The following is a 17911-nucleotide window of genomic DNA, read 5'->3' as shown; positions in this document are numbered from 1 at the left end:
GCCTGCATGCTGCTCACAGGATAACGTTGACTCCCTGCCGTTCATGCTCAAGCAACCATTTTTTCTTGGCGATGCCCCCGCCATAACCGCCAAGTTCGCCATTGCTGTTAATGACGCGGTGGCAGGGAATAACGATGGCGATTTGATTCGCCCCGTTGGCATTAGCGACCGCGCGGCAGGCGAAGGGTTTGCCCAAGGCTTGAGCCACCTGGGTGTAGGAGCGGGTCTCACCGGAGGGTATCTGGCGCAAGGCGTCCCAGACCTGTTGTTGAAAGGGAGAACCCATGAGGCACAAAGGCGTGGTGAATTCGGTCAGTGTTCCGGCAAAGTAAGCCTGCAACTCCTGATCAATCTGGTCGATCGGCGGTGCACTGCCGGGTAAAATCGCGGCACATGCCTTCTGACGCAGGCGTTCAATTTCCCGTTCAAGACCTCGGCGTTCGATAAATTCCAGCAGATAAAGTTGGGTATCACTGGCAATCGCCATCATCGGGCCTAAGGGGGTATCCAGCAGAGCGGTTTTCAACAGGGCGAAATGGCCTTTTTTGGATGGCGCCGCCCCCATAATTCGTGCAAACGCATCGCGAAATCCACTGCCGGATTCATAGCCTGCGGCGAGTTGCGCTTCGATAACAGACTCCCCTGCCCTGATTATTTTGACCGCAAGCCCCAGGCGGCGTGCGCGTGCATACTCCACAAAGGTCATGCCAAAGCGCTTTTTAAACTGACGCCTTGCTTTGACCGCGTCAATCGACAGGGCTTGAAGATCGCCATTCTGCCAACGCTTTTCAGGATTCGCCTCGACTGCAGCCACCAGGTGTTGCACCACATCGGAGACCTGATTAGGGTGCGACAGGGGACGGCAGCGTTTGCAGGGGCGGTAAGAAGCCAGCAGAGCCTGCTGCGCGGTCAGAAAAAACTCACAATGCTCGTATTTGGGTTTTCTTGCAGGGCAGGTGGGACGGCAAAAAATGCCCGTAGTGGTCACGCCCACATAAAAGACGCCCTCATACTGCGGGTTATGGTCCAACAGGGCCTGGTAATAGTGCTTTTTGATGGTTTCGGTCAACATGGCGGCCTCAAATCAATCCTCTACGTCAATAACAGTGTAGTGAATTTTAAAAATGACGCCGCCGAAAAGTGAACATTGAATTTTTTACATGCAATGCTCAGACTCACTGTCAGGACGAGGGCACAATCGAGGTGGTCTCTGCATCGTCCTGATTCAAACTGGCATCCACACGGGGTGCTTCCGATGTAAGCATTCGCCGATCGATCCACCCATTGCCGCGCATCGCACGCCAAAAACCAAACATGGCATTGACATATGGCGAAATGCCAAGCGCAGGGTCGGTTGGCGTTCGCCAATGGGCCAATTGATCCTGAAGTCTCATGCGGCTTGCCATGCCGCCCAGTTTCCGTTCAGCCGACGACAACGCCCCTTTTATCTTTTCCTTGTAGTGATCAACGTCGGATTGCAATTGATGGCAGGCATCTGCCCTTCTCTGTGCTGCCGATTCAATCAGTTCATTAAAGCCATTGTCCAGGATTTTAAGGCTGTCGATGGACGGATGACGGCAGCAGGAACGGCCAAACAGGGCTTTGCCTGTCGCAATCACTACCGTCTGCCAGTGATCATACATCACGTATTTGAAAACGCTGGTATTGGGATAACGCTGATAGAGGGCTTTCAGTTCATTTTGCAGCAGGACCAGAATATCAATAAAATCCCTCTGACAATCCTGATGATGCTTTTCGTATAAATGCAGAGCAAGAGCCGCCTCATGGTCAGCCACTGCAAAATCAACCCGTGCTTTGGAAAGGCGTTGTTGGTAATCGGCAATAATATCCACATTCTCGGGCGCTTTATTAAGCTCCAGATCCATGTTGCCAGCCAGCAGGGCAAAGTAACTTAAATCCTCTAAATTGATTAATTGCGGAACGGTTGTGAGAATTTCTTCCGCACGAAGCAACAGTTCATACAGATTAACCAGATGGCAATATTGCTCATAGAACGCCTCCCCGCTCACCCCATACTGACGTCTCACTACCGGTGGCCGGACCTCGCTGGTTTCCGCCTCGCCATAAACCTGATGGGCCTCAGAATCGTTTGCCACCAGTGGCAGGCCATTGTGGCGCGTGGCATTCAGCAAGGATTCTCGGGTGCGGCGTTTAAAACAATCCTGCCATTTTGCTTTTTCTTCAAGGGGTATCGGTTGCTGCATCAACCAATCAGAAGCGGCTTTTCTGAAAGCCTGTTGAGCGGTTTTGATTTGTTCCTTTATTTGCAATAGTGATAAAACCATAATAATACTGCGCGTCCTTTTATTAAAGTGCGCGCAGTTTACCTATGACATGGGCATATTTCAACCAAAAATACTGATCTGGTTTTGTTGATTCAATTGTTCATAGGCCCGTTTGGCAGGAATGTAGTGAGGGAATTGACTCATCAAACGATTAAGAATCATACGCGATAAGGTTTCATCCCCGCGGTTCCACTCGCTTAAGGCGTCTAAGTACATTAAATCAGCGGTTTGCCCTGCCAGAACCGGTGCCTGGTTTAAAATGACAGGCTCAATGAAACTGACGCGGGTCGCCTGCTGCGCATCCAGCCATTGCAGCACTTTTTGGGCCTGCTGACTGCCATTATCGCTGGCTTCTTTAAGCAGTTGTTTCCCTCTTTCCGGCATTTTTTCACCCAGAGCCCCGTCCAGGTAAAGCATGGCCAGCCGGTATTGGGCATAGGCATTGTTATTGGCCGCTAATTCCTTGTACAAATCACCGGCATGATTAATGTCTTTCTCAACCCCCAATCCATACTGATACATGCGTGCCAGCGCCATTTTGGCCTTGGCATTGCCGAGATCAGACGATTGCTGATAAAACCGGACTGCATCGCCAAAATCCAGTTTGGTCGCTACCCCGGTTTCAGACAACAACCCCAACTGGTAGCTGGCATCCCTATCACCCAGTTCCGCCGCTTTTTTATACCAGTACAAGGCTTTCTGTTCATCGCGTTTGCCTTTATCGCCACGGAAATAAATTCCCGCCAGCTGATTCATGGCCGGGCTGTACCCTTTTTCGGCAGCGGCCAGATAAAGTGTCTCTGCCTTGGCGTAATTGACTGGTTGACCTTTACCGTACTCATACACCAGACCTAGATTGAACATTCCGCGAATATTGTCACGTCTGGCAGCCTGTTGATAATTGTCGGCTGCATTCAGGTAATCATCGTCCACGGTGTCATAGACGAACCCTAACGCCACTGCCGCCGGTACAAAGGATTTTTTCGCGGCGGTATACCATTGTTTGGCTTTGGCATAATCCGGTTTTAAACCGCCGCGTCCCATTTGATAAAATTGCCCCAACAGGTATTGGGCCACCGGTTGCCCCTGCTCGGCCGACGCCGTATAAAGCTGTTCTGCCAATTGCGAATTGGCTTCTCCACCCAGGCCGCGGTCATACAGGTAAGCCAGTTTCAACTGCGCGTCTTTATCCCCTTTATCAGCAAAATGTTGATAAATGTCGCGCGCCTGTTTCATGTTGTCCGGATTATCGGCTTTCTCAAGGAAATAATCCGCAAGAAGCAACCCGGCTACGCTGTTATTTTGCTGTCTCGCCTTATCCAGTTCCGCAAGGAAGGATTCGCCGGCCTGTTTTTTAAGGATGGCCAGGTTCAGATTGGCATAGGAAAAACCGGCATTTGCTGCCTGCTGCAGCAAGGCACGGCCCTTCTCAATGTCTTTGTTGAAACCCTGACCTTCCACGTAATAGGTACCCAGAATGAAAGCCGTTACGGGATTTAACGAGGCTTTTTGGTACCAGTAGCGTGACTCGATCGGATTCTTGGGCACGGAAATGCCGCGCTCATAGAGGATAGCCAGCAACAGCGCCGCTTCAGGATTACCTGCATCCGCTTCGCGTCTCGCCGTTTCAAAAGCCTGCTTTTGTCTGGCCGGATCAGCATCCATGGCATGGTAGAAGGCCAGCGGCAGAACTGCTTCAGCAACCCCCTGTTTGGCAGCGCCCTGCAATAGGCGTTTAATTAACTGGTTACGGTTTTGCCTGGCCGCTACGCTTAATCCGGCATTGTTTTCCTTAACCAGGTAATCTGCCAACCGGTATTGCGCCTCGCCGAACTGATTGGATGAAGCCAGATAATACATGGCCATCGCCTGTTGATGATCGGGTTGCACCACCAGATTGCCTTGGGGATCTTTAAAGCCTTTTTCATAAATATTGGCCAGTGCGTATTGAGCATAAGGGTTGCCTTTGAAGGCGGCATCGGTCATCCAGTCGATTCCCTTCTGGTAATCAACCGGGTTGGTTTGCCCTTCAAGATAAAGTATACCGAGATTGTATTCCGCCCTCACGTCCTGCTGGGACGCCGCGAGTTCGAAATAGACAACGGCCTGTTCGGGATTTTTAGCCACAGCAATCCCGTACTGATAAAGCTGGCCTATCTCATATTGGGCATCGGACTCGCCCAGAATGGCCTGATCATACAATTGCGTTAACACCGACTGATAATTGGCCTGATGCTCCCAGCCCTGAGTTAAATGTTCCACGTAATCAAAGGTGGGTATTTCTTCGGGAACAGGGTAAGGTACAACCCCCTTGGCCACGCGGAATTGTTTTGGATGTTTAAGAGCAAAAGCCTCACTGTCTTTCAACGCCTGAATCTGGCGGTTAATGGGATAACGCTTGAATGACCAGTCATTGGCTTCATTGCCGCTTAGCATCGGCGCCAACACGTCGAAATATTCACTGATGGCAATGTCCTGAGGATTAGCCAGTTTGAATTTGGGTTTGTAGAGGGACTGGCGGGTCACCTCGTCCATTCGCGGGTATTGATTGTAGTTATTTTCCTTTAATGCCATGGGGTTTTGCCAGGCGTTATAAATACCGCCCAGGTTGTAATTGCTGGCTGCAAAATTGTCTGCTTTGCCATTACTTAACCATCTGGCGACCAACAGATGCGCTGGCGTCTGTTGCTCTTTCAATCGTGTAGCGGCAGCCTGCGCCTGCCATTGTTCGGCCAACTGGCTGTCAGCTCCCACCGCTTTACCGTCTTTATACAAGACAGCAAGACCAGCCTGGGCATCTGCCTTGTTGTTTTGCGCGGCTCTGAGCATCCACATAAAACCCACTTTGGCATCATACAAACCGCCTTTTTCATCGAGGTATAATTGGGCCAGCGCAAACTGCGCATCAGCACTGCCCTCGGCTGCGGCTTTTTCATACCAGGTCTTTGCTGATTCAAGGTTATTGTCTTTTTTAGCGAGATTGCCCAATGCCAGCATGGCATTTAAATCATTCTGAGCCGCAGCCCGTTGTAACAGTTCCTGTGCCTTATTGACGTCTTTGGCAACCCCCATGCCATTGGCATACAGTTCAGCCAGTTTTACCAGGGCATTCACATTGCCGCTTTCTGCCGCCTTGTTGAGCCAAATAGCCCCCAGCTTTTTATTGCGATGGTCACGGCTGCCTGCGAAGTCGAGTCCTAAGGCATACTGAGCCAGCGCATTGCCCTTTTTGGCCGCGTCAATGATGTAACGACGGGCTGCATCGGTATTCTTTGGGGTTCCATAACCAAAAAGATAGGCAGCCGAGGTGTAAAGTTGTGCCTGGGTGTCGCCGCCGGCGGCGGCCTTTTTAAACCAGTAAAGGGCTTTTTCCGGATTATTTTCTTTAATCAGATAATAGTGGGCCATGAGCTGCTGGGCGGGAAGAAAGCCTTTTTCAGCCGATTGCAGGAAATAACGCAGCGCCAGGCTGTCATTTTTTAATTCACCGAAACCATAGAGCCGCATGCGTGCCATGTAATAATCGGCAACCGGGTCTTTTCCGATCTGGGGCGTTAAATTTTTGCCGGCAACGAAGTAATTCCCCTGACGGTAGTTGAGCAAGCCTTCCTCAGCCCACAGGGCTTGACTTCCCGTTGCAGCAACCAGACAAAACCATGGCACCAGTGATTTCATGGCAGTTCCCCTCTTTTTTATTCTCGTTGCAATTGGCGCTGTTTTTACATTGTCATTGCAGGAATGATGCCATACCTGACAACTTCTCTGACAGCCGCATTCCTTGAATTACTTTTCACCAGCCAAAAGTTCCCTTTGTTATTCAAACCATATTTCACCGTGGTGTATTCGCAAATCTTAAGGCTTTGGCTGCAATCCACGACCCGGCCATAACGAAGCCTGGGATCATCCACCGTACAAATGAATTTCACTTCCTTTTCACTGCTTGAAAGCGCCGCCCACTGCCGGCTGTTGATGGCATGATTTAAATAAAGGCTCCTTGAGCTTTCATCATCGCGCATCTGGTAAAGGTTAATTTTCTGTGGCAGGGTGTTAAAGAAAAAATACAGGGATTGCTTGGCACCGGCTGCCTCCGGCAAAAGATGCAGGGCCTTCAATTCAAACTGGTAACCTGTATCGAGGCAGCCCGGGGGGTTGCGGTTGTCTTTATCCGCTTTTTCCTCGGCAGTCATGGACAGACCTGGAGCAGATAATCCCAGACACACTATCATTGTCGCGTACTTGGTTATTGTTTTCATTGCGCTTTCCCGCTTGTGCTATCCAAAATAGGCCTGACTGTTACTTTAGTCCCCAGAAAACCGGTTTTATCATTGGATACTTCTACAAACTCATGATTCATCCACAAGGCATCGCGAGTGAACATGCGCACGCAGCCGTGACTTGCTCTGTAGCCAGGTATGTCATCGGAGCCATGCATGGCAAATCCTTTGTGGAAATACATGCAGTAAGGCATTTTTGCCCCGCCTCGGCCGATGGGGAAGACCCCGGAACGGCATTTTTCATTTTCCTTGCTGAAGAAATAAAAGATACCGGTTAAGGTGCGGCAGGAGTTGTTGCTGTCTGAGCATTTGTCGCGGCCAGACGAAATGGGGCCCCATTTCACCAGACGACCATCGGCATCGTAGGCGGCCCAGGCGAGTTTGTCCTGATCCACAATGATTTGTTTATTCCCTTCAGCCTTGATTTTCAAGGGGAAAGGCGAGAAATCAAGCAGGGTTTTGTTGGCCAGATTGCGCGGTACGGCAATCTCCTTGCCGGCCCAGAGGTGGTTGTACGTGCGGTTTATGCGCTGAACAATATCGCGCTGCTGCTCATCCGGGAAGAGTTTTTCCCAGCTTTGCCCTGAGGTCACTTTAATGCATTGGTATTGAGGATAAGCACATAATCCGGTCCCGTAATAGGGCGCTGCGTGAGAGGATATCGCCGATAAAAACGCTACCAGAGCCATCGTTATTTTTTTCATGACGTTATTCCCCGACTGTTTATAACGTTTAAGATGCAAAAAGCGTGCTTAAATTTCAGCGTACTCTTGACATTACTTCGACCCTCTGTTTAAAAAGTTTAGACTAAGGATAAATTTTGTAAAATTCCTCTATACTTAGTATAAGTGGTCCTCTGTCTAACATCCATGGGTAACACGAGTCTCATCATTGAGGAGGCGATTGCATCCGAGGTCGGTTTAGGCAATTTTGCGTCCCGGCACGACTTATCACACGCCATTCAATTAATGAGCGACAGTATTTTTGTCCTTGATAAAAAAAACAAAATCCTCTTTCTGAACGAAATGGCCGCTCATCATTTTTTACTTGAAGATCCAGGCAGGGTATTGGGGCAAACCTTACAGAAAGCGATTAGTATGAGGCAGTTGGGACCGAAACAACTGTTTACCGAATTGGCTCATCATTGCCATGAAACGCAAAAAGGCGTGCCGCAGCAGTTTACCTGGGTAGAGGAAAAGGACAATCATCGTCCTAGTCTTGCCTTTAATGTCATGGTCAGCACCCTGATGGTCGACAAGGAACCCAATGTACTGATTAAGCTGGTGGACATCACCGAATCGAAAATGCTCGAGTGGGTTTTACGCTCCCTGGCTGAAATTGCCAACCACGGCGGCATCAACGACGTGATTGATGATGTGACCAAACTGGCTTCCGATGCCTTCAATGCCGATCATGCCTGCGTCGATCTGATCGACAGCGATGACATTGCTCACAGTGTCAGTTACTATTATCGCGGCATCAAACGCAAAAATGTGTCCTATGCACTGCAGGATACCCCCTGTAAAGAAGTGAAAGAATCCAAAAGCATCCATCATTTTGACGGCGACGTGCAGGAGCGGTTTCCCAAAGACATTTTATTGCAGGAAATGAGCATCAACTCTTACATTGGCGGCCCGCTGCTCAACTCCGAAGGGGCCGTCGTTGGCTTGCTGGTGCTGTTATCGGAAAAACGAATTATCCTTAATCACCACAGTAAAACCCTGTTTCGCCTGTTAAGCGAGCGCATCTGCCTTGAAATAGAACGTCTCCTGTCTCAACGTAAACTGCAGTTTTTAGCGAGTATTCCCCATCAGGATCCTAACCCGGTATTTCGCATTCAATACGATGGCAATATTCTCTACAGCAACAGTTCCGGTCGGGAAATACTGGATTACTGGTACAAAGGATCGGCTAAATTACCGTTAAAACTCCAGGACGCCTGCCTTAAAGCCAAGCAGAAGCGCGATGTGGTTCGTATGGAAATGGAAGTCAAAGACAAAATGTACCTGTTTACTGTGGTCTGGATTCAGGATTTTGATCAGATTAACGTTTATGCAACTGACATCACCGAATTGAAAATGGCCCAGCAGAAAATGCGGGATCTGGCCAGTTATGATCCGCTGACCAACGTTGGAAACCGACAATTTTTTGAAACCACCCTGGATCAATGGATGGAAAAAGCGAAAAAGAACAAAGAGGAACTGGCGTTGCTGTTAATCGATGTGGATAATTTTAAAACCATCAACGACACGCTTGGGCATCATGTCGGCGATCAGCTGCTCAGAAACCTGGCCAAACGCATGTCCGGCTGCATCCGCAAGACAGATTTCATTGCCCGTCTGGGCGGCGACGAGTTCGTGGTGCTGCTGAAACTGACTGAACAAACTGACATCGAAAAAATAGCCGGTAAAATCAATCAGGCCCTGTCGACCCCCTTTGAAATCGGCGAATACCACCTTGAAACCGGATGCAGTATCGGCATCTGCTATTACCCAACCGGGGGACAGACAGCCAATGAGTTGCTGCGCAATGCCGATACGGCGATGTACCGGGCCAAGAAAAACGGCAAGAATCAATACACTATTTTTTCCAACGCAACGTACAATGAAATCAACAGCCGTCTCATTTTGCTGAAACGTGACCTTCGCCAATCCATTGCAAAAAACGAGTTTTACATTGATTATCAGCCTATGTTTGATTTAAAAACCAATGAAATTGTCAGTTATGAGGCTTTTATCCGTTGGCGCCATCCGAAAAAAGGCTTAATTTCCCCCAGTGAATTTATTCCCCTGGCTGAACAAACCGGCTGCATTCAATCCTTAGGTTATTGGACCATCCAGCAGGCTTTAAAGGATTTCGCCGCCATCATCGCCCCGCTTTCCGATGCTAAAATTGCTTTGAATATCGCCTTGTCCCAACTCAACGATCAGTATTTCATTGATAACCTCTGCGACAGCCTGCTGAAAGCCAATATCCCGGCCCGCTCGGTGATTCTTGACATTGCTGAGCAGATTTCAAGCCTGCAATACCGCCATCTCGATGCGAACCTTGAAGCCCTGCGATCAGAGGGAATCTGTTTAAGCCTGGATAACTTTGGTACGGAGCACTCCAACGTGTCACGTCTGCTGGAAACGCCGTTTGATTACGTCAAGATCGATCACAGCCTGCTTCACTCCCTGGCACTTGAACCCAAACGGAGCGCATTCATCAGCGGGTTAATTGAACTTGCCCACAAGCTCGAGCTGACAGTGATTCAAAAAGGCGTTGAAAACGCGGAGCAGAATCAGCTGCTAAAACAATTGGGTTGCCGTTATGCGCAGGGCTTTTATTACTGTCGTCCCCTTCCCATTGAAACACTGAAAATTTTCATTAATGATTACAATAACAACTATCAGGCTTAAGGGTGAACCGCTTCCCCGGCAAATTTTTGCCGTCTTAGGCAATCCGCATTAACCGTCACGAAAATGCTTAAATATCCGCAGGGCTAATTGATCATTGATTCCCGCCACTTTGGCAATCTCAGCCAGAGGGGCTTTGGCCAGTTCGCGTAAGCCGCCAAAACGGCGCAATAAGGCCTGACGCCGTTTCGGCCCCACCCCTTCAATGGTTTCCAGCGACGATTCAAGCCGGGCAGTCTGTCGTTTTTTACGGTGAGCGGTTATCGCAAAGCGATGCGCCTCATCGCGAATATGCTGCAGCAGATGAAGGGCGGGCGAATCCTCCGGTAACATGATTTCTTCATTACGAGCCACCAGGATAAGGCGCTCCAGACCTGCCTTGCGATCCGGTCCTTTAGCTATACCCAGGAGAAATACCCCTTCCACGCCAAGGTCAGTGAGGACTTTCTGGGCGACATTCACCTGCCCCTTGCCGCCATCAATGATTAAAATATCGGGAAAATGCCGCTCCTCCTTAAGCCGCTTAAAACGGCGGGTCAGCACCTGCTGCATGGCCGCGTAATCATCGCCGGCCGTAATGCCTGTGATATTGAAACGGCGGTAATCTTTTTTGCGAGGCCCTTCCGTGTCAAATACCACACAGGAGGCGATGGTGGCTTCCCCCTGTGTATGGCTGATATCAAAACATTCCATCCGTCTAATGGGGGCAGAACAGCGTAAAAAAGCAGCGAGCGCCTCGTAGCGGTTTTTCATGGTCAGACGTGAAGCATCATACTCACTGACTGCCAACCGCAGGTTATTGACGGCAAAATCCAGCCAACGTGCCTTGATGCCACGCGGGTTAATCTGAATCTGACACTCCTTGCCGCGCAACTCCGACAGCATCAGGCGAATCGCATCAAGTTCCGGCAGCGGCTCTGCAAGAATCAGCAAACCCGGGATGCGCTCCGGTGCATCCACGTAATAAAACGACACAAACGCTTCAAGAACCTGCTGCCGCAAATCACGCGGCTCCTCCACCACCAGAACCCGTTGCGGTACCGAGGGGAAAAAACTGCGGCTGGCCAGCACGTGCCCGTCACGAACAGTAACGCACTGAATGCAGGCAAACCCGGGTTTAGCATCCATGACTATCACATCCGCATCGCCGCGTAACTGCACAACCCCCTGCTGCTCCTGCACCAGGCGCAGGCTTTTAATCTGATCCCTTAACAGAGCCGCTTCTTCAAAGGCCAGACGCTTGACCGCTTCCTCCATCCGCGCCCCCATTTCCTCGAGAATAGCCTGGGACTTGCCCTGCAGAAACCGCACGGCGTCATCGACCGCGTGTTGATATTCTTCTTCGGAAATATAACCGGTGCAGGGGGCTGTGCAACGTTTGATTTGGTATTGCAGGCAGGGGCGGGAACGGGTGCTGAAATAGCTGTCGCGGCAATTGCGGATTTTGAAAATTTTCTGAATGCTGCTTAAGGTTTCCCGCACAGCGGTTGCGCTGGGATAAGGCCCGAAAAAATCGCCTTTTTGGGGTTTTTTCTTGCTGCGATAGAGTTCCATGCGCGGATAGCCATTGCTGCGGACCACATGGATGTAAGGGTAGGACTTGTCGTCGCGCAGCAGAACATTGTACTTGGGGCGAAGGGTTTTAATCAGGTTGCTTTCGAGCAACAGGGCTTCCGTTTCGCTGCGGGTCACACTGACTTCAATACGGGCAATCTGATTCACCAGCGATCGGGTTTTGGCGCCGGTAGTCTGTTTGCTGAAATAGCTGCTTACCCGTTTTTTCAGATTGGAGGCCTTACCGACATACAAAATGGTGTCTTCGGCATCCATCATGCGGTAAACGCCAGGCTCACTGGTTAAGTTGGCAAGCAAAGCCGTTAATTCGGAAGAAGGTAAAAACTCGTTCATAATTTAACTATAGATAGCACACGCCGCGGGCGTCAGCACCCGGCCTCAGTCATCGTGCAAAGCATCCGTGGGTTTTTCAATGATTCGGTGTTTCATGGCCAGGAACGTTAATTCCACATCGTTTTTAATGCCCAGTTTATCGAACATGCGGTAGCGGTAACCATTAATGGTCTTGCTGCTTAAAAACAGACGATCAGCAATATCCTGTACCGTCATGCCGCTGGTAATCATGAACATCACCTGCATTTCGCGTTCAGACAACCGATCAAACGGCGACTCTTCAACGGCTTCGAGGCTGTTAATTGCCATTTTCTGGGCAATTTCGGCACTTAAATATTTTTCCCCTTTAGCCACCTTGCGGATGGCGGCCGCCATTTCCTGAGCACCGGATTCTTTGGTCAGATAGCCCATGGCCCCCAGTTGCAGAATGCGGGTAGGCAGCGGTTCGGCACACATGGCGGTGACGGCGATGATTTTAATTTGCGGATTGGATTTTTTAAGACGGCGAGTGACCTCCCAGCCGTCAATGCCAGGCATTTTCATGTCCAATAGCACAACATCCGGTTTGCAGGTCTTCACCAGGGTGAGAGCCTGCTCCCCATTCTCTGCTTCAGCGACCACTTCCATGTCAGGTAAGTCGTCTAATAATCGTCGAATACCCATTCTAACCAAGGCATGGTCATCAACAATTAGTACTTTGATCAATCGATTGCTCCTTGATAAGCCATCAATGAACACAAAACGTTCACCGATATTAACAAGACTGAACGCGCATTACAATTGCACCACTGCCTGCATGGCTGCATGCGGAAATCAGTCTCTACTGCCTGATTAACAGGCAAGAATATGAATACTGGGATTGTTGGTATCCACGGGGAAAAAAGGCGGGTACTCACCCAGTTCCCGGGCACGGCGAATCAGGCTGCCAATATTCTGATTTACAAAATCGTAGAGTTGTTGATAAGTATCAATAACAAAATAAACTTTCTGCAGCATATCAATGCGGTAAGGGGTGCGAAAAGCCACAACCGGATCAAACAACACCCGCATGGGAATATCGCTTTCAATGCTGTAAGGGGTTTCACTGATGGAGGATAAGATACCGCCGCCATAAGCCCGTAATCCTTTTGGCGTTTTGATTAAACCAAATTCCACGGTAAACCAGAACAGGCGTTGCAGCAGAGGCCATTCATCTTCCGGAAATTCCAATACTTTACAGGCATAATTATGCACAAATTCCGCATACACCGGATCGGTTAACATCGGGCAGTGCCCGAAAATTTCATGAAAAATATCCGGCTCCTGCACATAGTCCAACTCGTCTTCCGCCCGAATAAACGTTGCGGCGGGAAAACGCCTTTGTGCCAGTAATTCAAAAAATTCACGCGCCGAGATCAGCGCTGCCACAGGGGCAACTTCCCAACCGGTCAACCCGCGCAGACGTTCGCTGATCTCCGGGAGTTGCGGAATGCGGTCGGCGGCTAGGCCCAGGCTTTCCAATCCCCGCAGGAACTCATCACAGGCCCTGCCCGGAAGAATAGTCATCTGCCGTTTATAGAGTAACTGCCAGACGCGATGTTCTTCGTCGGAGTAACTCACCATGCCCTTAAAATCCGGTTGATGAGATACGTAACGGCTGACAAATTCCATAATCGCTCCTAAAGCATTCTGTTTTTTTAATCGGGTTGTATAAATTATAGCTGTAAGCCAATTTAATCAACAGTTAAACGGTTTTCATCCTGCAAAGGTTTGGGTAGAGAATCGAAAGGCAACCCATGATTGGCAAAAAGCCGCTCATTGACACCAAAAAACACTGCGCTGCTGAGAAGAGCAATCAGGACCGGTACTTTTATCGCGAATAAAAGAGCGCTAAGGACAAGGGCGCGCGCCAGCTCCGGCCAGTGAATGGTTCGCGCACCGTTACACACCCGCGCCAGGAGGTAAATGGTTATCAGGGAAAACACATGAAGCAGAATGACCCTTGCCGATGCTTCACGGATGCCCGCGAGAAAAGCCGTGAACCCAATCACTAAGGCCATGGCATTCACCAGCAGATAAAGCACAGGAACCGGCCCCTGATAACGCCGCGATTCGCGTTTCACCTGATTAAAACGCCGCGTTCCCAAAAGGCTGACTATTTTTTCAGGCGGTTGGATAAACAAAGCCAGGCGCTGGCTGAATTTTTTTAAAAACTGACCGTAATAAATCATGTCCATCGCCACGTTAATATTGGCATAGAATGAATTCCAGGTTTGCAGCGGTTCCGTGACCCCGTAATCCGGAGACTCACGCTCTGGCTCAAAGGTGTTAAACAGTTTATCCCAGATAATGAGGCTGCCGGCATAGTTTTTATCAATGTACTGGGGATTGCGGCCGTGATGGACGCGGTGGTGCGAAGGGGTGTTGAACCATTTTTCAAACCAGCCCAAATGGCCAATGGTCTGGGTATGGATCCAGAATTGATAAAGTGTAATAGCACTCGATACCGTGACAAACATCCAGGTTGGAAAACCAATGAGGGCCAACGGCAGATAGATAAAGGGTGAAAACAGAGTCTGCACAACGCCCTGACGCAAGGCCACTGATAAATTGTAATGTTCACTCTGATGATGAACGGAATGCCCCATCCATAACAGAGTCACGCGATGAGTGGCACGATGATACCAGTAATAAAGAAAGTCCACTGAAAGCCACAGGACAAACCAGGCCATGGCGGAACGCGGATTGATGGTCATGAGGGCGGCGTGCTGATAAAGGCTGTGATACCCCCACAGGAGCAGAACCTGCAAAGGCGCGGTGCATAGCTGTTCCAGCGCACCGCTGCTTAAATTACTGACATAGTCCTTGATTTCATAAAGGGGTTGACGGCGAACTTTCGAAACAACGTATTCAATGCCAATCAGTAAAAAAAACACTGGAATGGCATAAACAATGTAATCACTTCCCATCTTAACTTCCCTCTGATTAAGCTGGTATGAAACAGTACCATCAAATGCGTCAATGCGCACGCCTCTGTATCGGTGCGATCGATTGTCTATCGAGCCTTGCGCTGAATGCTGGTGATGGGAATAAAAACCTCCCCGCTCTGCGTGATTGGCTGTGCCTGTCCCTTGAACGCATGGCCGTAAACCACTTCATACGTCAGCGGGTATTTTCCCTGGTCGGTACACAGTTGCTGATAAGCCCGCTCAAACGCCTGCCTCGCACCCTTGCCTGTTAATCCCTTATTACGGTCCTGATTGATATTGCGCACCCCCTGCGCCTTCAGACTGTCAACCAGGGCTTTAAGGGAAGAATAATGCACTGTTACCCATTCCATATCCACAACGGGGTTTAAAAAATGCTCCGCCAGCAGACAATCACCCACATCATGCATGTCGGCAAAGGTGTTGGTGTGGGCATGGGAATCGACACCGGCCCAGGCCTGTTTCAGTTCTTTAAAGGTATCAGGGCCCAAGGTCGAAAACAGCAGGCTCGCATCCGGACTCATAACCCGGTTAATTTCGCGCAGGACATCCTTAAGCGGCGAAACCCAATGTATCGCCTGGTTGGCAAAGACCAAATCAAATAAACCGTCGGGAAAAGGCAGCGCGGTCATGTCGGCATTCACCAGCGCCCATTTACGTCGCCAGCCCTGTTTCTTTCGGGCCTCATTGAGCATCTTCTCAGCCAGATCAATACCGATAATGTGGGCATCCGCATACCTTTTTTTAAGCAGGCGGGAAAAAATACCGGTACCGCAGCCTAAATCCAGCACGTAGCGCGGATTAATTTTCAGGTAATCGAGGCGCTCAAACAGGCGGTTGCCTATTTCATGCTGTATTTTGGCGGCACGATCATACTCGCCGGCGTGGGTATTAAATGAGTTGCTAATTTCGTTTTTAAGATTCATTATGGCAAAGCTTTACTAATGGAAGTCCAACACGCGTGTATCAGAAAATCAAGAGTATAACACAGCAATGGCGATTGCCTTCTGTTTGTGCGGTTTGCTGCCAAAACCATACCGGCCTGTTCACTGTTTGTTCGTTTTGCGAACAGTTATTAACCCCGCTTGGGCCAGCTTGCCGTTATTGCCGGCATCCCTTGGTTGATTCCGCTTTCGCGGTGTGCGGCCATTGCGTTAAAAAAAGACCAGACTTTGATGCCGTGTTCACTGCTTATCGCTTTAACAGCCTGTTACGCTGCCTGCTGCATGATTACAAATACCGTCAGGCCCTGCATCTTCGATCCTTTTTAGTTAAATTAATGAAAGCAGCCCTGCCTGAACACTACCGTTCCGATTGCCTGATTCCAGTCCCCCTTCATGCCCGGCGTTTGCGGCAACGCGGGTTTAATCAGACCGCGGAATTAGCCAAAAAACTGGCTGGCGAGTTAATGATTCCCTACTCCCTGACCCATTGCCACAAGCGAATCAATACGCCAACGCAAGCAGGACTCAGCGGGCGGCAACGCCGCAATAACCTGAAACAATCCTTCACGGTTAAACCCATGCCCTATGCCCATGTCACGCTGGTGGATGATTTACTCACCACGGGCAGCACGGCCAGTGAACTCGCGCGAGGCTTAAAACAGCAAGGGGTACAACGCGTGGACGTGTTATGCTGCGCCCGGGCGTAATCAATGGGCATAACGTTTAAGATCATTGAGAATGAGCTGAACAAAAACCAGCATAAAGAAAATCAGGGCCAGACGATGCAGCAGCACTTCCATGGCAATGGAAACCGGCTTGCCGCGCAGTTTTTCAAGCACCGCATAGACCATGGAGCCGCCATCCAGTCCGGGTAAAGGCAACAGGTTAACGAAACCCACTGTCAAACTGAGAGAGCCAATAAAAGAAAGAAACACGGAGAATCCCTGCAGAAAAGAATGAAGAGAGGCATTTAAAAAGCCCACAGGCCCCAGCAGCAGAGTAAAGGGAATAAGCCCTGTGAATAACTGCTTGAGCATCACCATAAAAAAAACCAGCAAATCAATTATCCGGCTTACCGCTTCCGTGGCGGCATTAAAAAAAGACATGCCGGGCACAGAGCGTTCACTCTGAGCCGGTGAGACCATTTCAAACCCCAACAGGGAAAACAGCGAACCCTTAACCGTTGGAAACCGCCAGCGGCTTAAATCCAATTGCAGCGGCCGTTGCTGATGCTGATTTTCGACAGTGACCGGAATGTCCGCCTGCCCCAGGGACGCTATCAACCGCATGCCGGCCTCCTGCAGCGATTGTGCCCCATAGCCATTGATGGTCAGGATGCGATCGCCTGCTTTAAAGCCCGCGGAGTCCGCGAGACTTTGCGGGGTTACCTTGTCAATGACGGCGTCATACTGTTTATAACCCACCATCAGCATCAGCGTGAAGGCCACCCAGGCCACTAGAAGATTAGCCATCGCACCAGCCAATAAAATAATCAGGCGTTGCCAGACTGGTTTTTTATCAAAACAAAAGGGGTGCTCATCCTCCTTGACCGGTTGAATACGGGAATTCAGCAAACGCACGTAACCACCCAGAGGCCACAACGCGAAGACCCATTCGATGCCCCGTTTATCCCGCCGCAAAAGCAGGGGCTTGCCAAAGCCGATGGCAATGCGTTGAATTTTAACGTTAAACAGCAAAGCCGCCAGGGCATGCCCGGCTTCATGAAGACCGATGACTAAAACTAATGTGAGTAGAAATGCCAGTAAGCCGGTAAGCATGTTATCCTGCTAGCGTGTGTTATCAACCACTAATTGCAGCATGGGACGGGGCTTTCGTCCAGTCTGAAGCTCATGGCCTTTGCGGTAGACTTCAAAAACGCGGTAAACCTGCGAGGTCTGACTATCGACAAGCTCGACATCATCGCCATGATCATCCACCAGAGTCACCGTTAAGTGCATCTCACGAAAATGGCTGATCTTATACCGTTCCTTGAACAAGCGCAGGACACTTAATAAATTTTCTGCCGCCTCTTCACTGTTGTGGTTGCCCTGGAAGATGATATCCATCTAAATCTCCTTAACAGGAAACGCCTTAAGGTTTATCTTGTTAACGGCA

General features: G+C 49.8%; 14 protein-coding genes. 2 read left to right on the top strand and 12 right to left on the bottom strand.

Going from position 1 to position 17911, the window contains the following annotated elements; genetic code table 11:
- Nucleotides 1–13: 13 nt before the first annotated feature.
- The 5 genes from Lrub_RS10415 to Lrub_RS10395 all read right to left on the bottom strand — a co-directional run bounded on the left by Lrub_RS10415 (nt 14) and on the right by Lrub_RS10395 (nt 7284).
- Entirely contained in the window at nt 14–1072 is a 1059-nt protein-coding gene (locus Lrub_RS10415) for a bifunctional transcriptional activator/DNA repair enzyme AdaA (RefSeq protein WP_058532037.1), read from the bottom strand.
- A gap of 109 nt (nt 1073–1181) precedes the next feature.
- Entirely contained in the window at nt 1182–2306 is a 1125-nt protein-coding gene (locus Lrub_RS10410; protein WP_058532036.1) for a Rossmann-fold NAD(P)-binding domain-containing protein, read from the bottom strand.
- A 60-nt stretch (nt 2307–2366) separates the two neighbouring features.
- Nucleotides 2367–5981, bottom strand: coding sequence for a tetratricopeptide repeat protein (locus tag Lrub_RS10405; protein WP_058532035.1), 3615 nt, complete (start codon nt 5979–5981; stop codon nt 2367–2369).
- A gap of 44 nt (nt 5982–6025) precedes the next feature.
- Nucleotides 6026–6559 (bottom strand): hypothetical protein, encoded by a 534-nt coding sequence (locus Lrub_RS10400; protein ID WP_058532034.1) that lies wholly within the window; start codon nt 6557–6559, stop codon nt 6026–6028.
- Nucleotides 6556–7284 carry a L,D-transpeptidase gene (locus tag Lrub_RS10395; RefSeq protein ID WP_058532283.1) on the bottom strand — a complete coding sequence of 243 codons (729 nt, stop codon included), beginning with the start codon at nt 7282–7284 and terminating at the stop codon, nt 6556–6558. Before Lrub_RS10395 ends, Lrub_RS10400 begins: the two co-directional genes overlap by 4 nt.
- A 165-nt stretch (nt 7285–7449) precedes the next feature.
- On the opposite strand from Lrub_RS10395, the gene Lrub_RS10390 reads away from it, so the two are divergent.
- On the top strand, nt 7450–9981 hold the full coding sequence (locus Lrub_RS10390) for a bifunctional diguanylate cyclase/phosphodiesterase (protein ID WP_133134039.1): 2532 nt from the start codon (nt 7450–7452) through the stop codon (nt 9979–9981).
- A gap of 48 nt (nt 9982–10029) precedes the next feature.
- Here Lrub_RS10390 and uvrC read toward each other — a convergent pair whose 3' ends face one another.
- From uvrC to bioC, 5 genes are all read right to left on the bottom strand, one after another.
- Nucleotides 10030–11886 carry an excinuclease ABC subunit UvrC gene (gene uvrC, locus Lrub_RS10385; RefSeq protein ID WP_058532032.1) on the bottom strand — a complete coding sequence of 619 codons (1857 nt, stop codon included), beginning with the start codon at nt 11884–11886 and terminating at the stop codon, nt 10030–10032.
- Nucleotides 11887–11931: 45 nt separating this feature from the next.
- Nucleotides 11932–12591, bottom strand: coding sequence for a two-component system response regulator LetA (gene letA, locus Lrub_RS10380; RefSeq protein WP_058525608.1), 660 nt, complete (start codon nt 12589–12591; stop codon nt 11932–11934).
- A 126-nt stretch (nt 12592–12717) separates the two neighbouring features.
- Nucleotides 12718–13536 carry a phenylalanine 4-monooxygenase gene (phhA, locus tag Lrub_RS10375; protein WP_058532031.1) on the bottom strand — a complete coding sequence of 273 codons (819 nt, stop codon included), beginning with the start codon at nt 13534–13536 and terminating at the stop codon, nt 12718–12720.
- 62 nt (nt 13537–13598) lie between these two features.
- Nucleotides 13599–14834 (bottom strand): sterol desaturase family protein, encoded by a 1236-nt coding sequence (locus Lrub_RS10370; protein WP_065235744.1) that lies wholly within the window; start codon nt 14832–14834, stop codon nt 13599–13601.
- Between the two features lie 86 nt (nt 14835–14920).
- Nucleotides 14921–15778, bottom strand: a complete 858-nt coding sequence (gene bioC / locus Lrub_RS10365) for a malonyl-ACP O-methyltransferase BioC (protein ID WP_058532030.1) — start codon at nt 15776–15778, stop codon at nt 14921–14923.
- A gap of 35 nt (nt 15779–15813) precedes the next feature.
- On the opposite strand from bioC, the gene Lrub_RS10360 reads away from it, so the two are divergent.
- The gene (locus Lrub_RS10360) at nt 15814–16503 is read left to right on the top strand and encodes a ComF family protein (protein ID WP_193392354.1); all 690 of its coding nucleotides are present in this window, start codon (nt 15814–15816) and stop codon (nt 16501–16503) included.
- On the opposite strand, the gene Lrub_RS10355 is transcribed toward Lrub_RS10360, so the two are convergent.
- Together Lrub_RS10355 and Lrub_RS10350 are read right to left on the bottom strand one after the other, a co-directional pair.
- Nucleotides 16504–17574 carry a M50 family metallopeptidase gene (locus Lrub_RS10355; RefSeq protein ID WP_058532029.1) on the bottom strand — a complete coding sequence of 357 codons (1071 nt, stop codon included), beginning with the start codon at nt 17572–17574 and terminating at the stop codon, nt 16504–16506. It lies immediately after the preceding gene.
- 9 nt (nt 17575–17583) lie between these two features.
- On the bottom strand, nt 17584–17862 hold the full coding sequence (locus Lrub_RS10350; protein ID WP_058532028.1) for a hypothetical protein: 279 nt from the start codon (nt 17860–17862) through the stop codon (nt 17584–17586).
- Between the last annotated feature and the right edge of the window lie 49 nt (nt 17863–17911).

Origin of the sequence: Legionella rubrilucens (assembly GCF_001468125.1) — a bacterium.
Classification (GTDB): Bacteria; Pseudomonadota; Gammaproteobacteria; order Legionellales; family Legionellaceae; genus Legionella_C; species Legionella_C rubrilucens.
The sequence above is the reverse complement of the archived record's forward strand: the minus strand, read 5'-3'. Positions and strand labels throughout refer to the sequence as shown.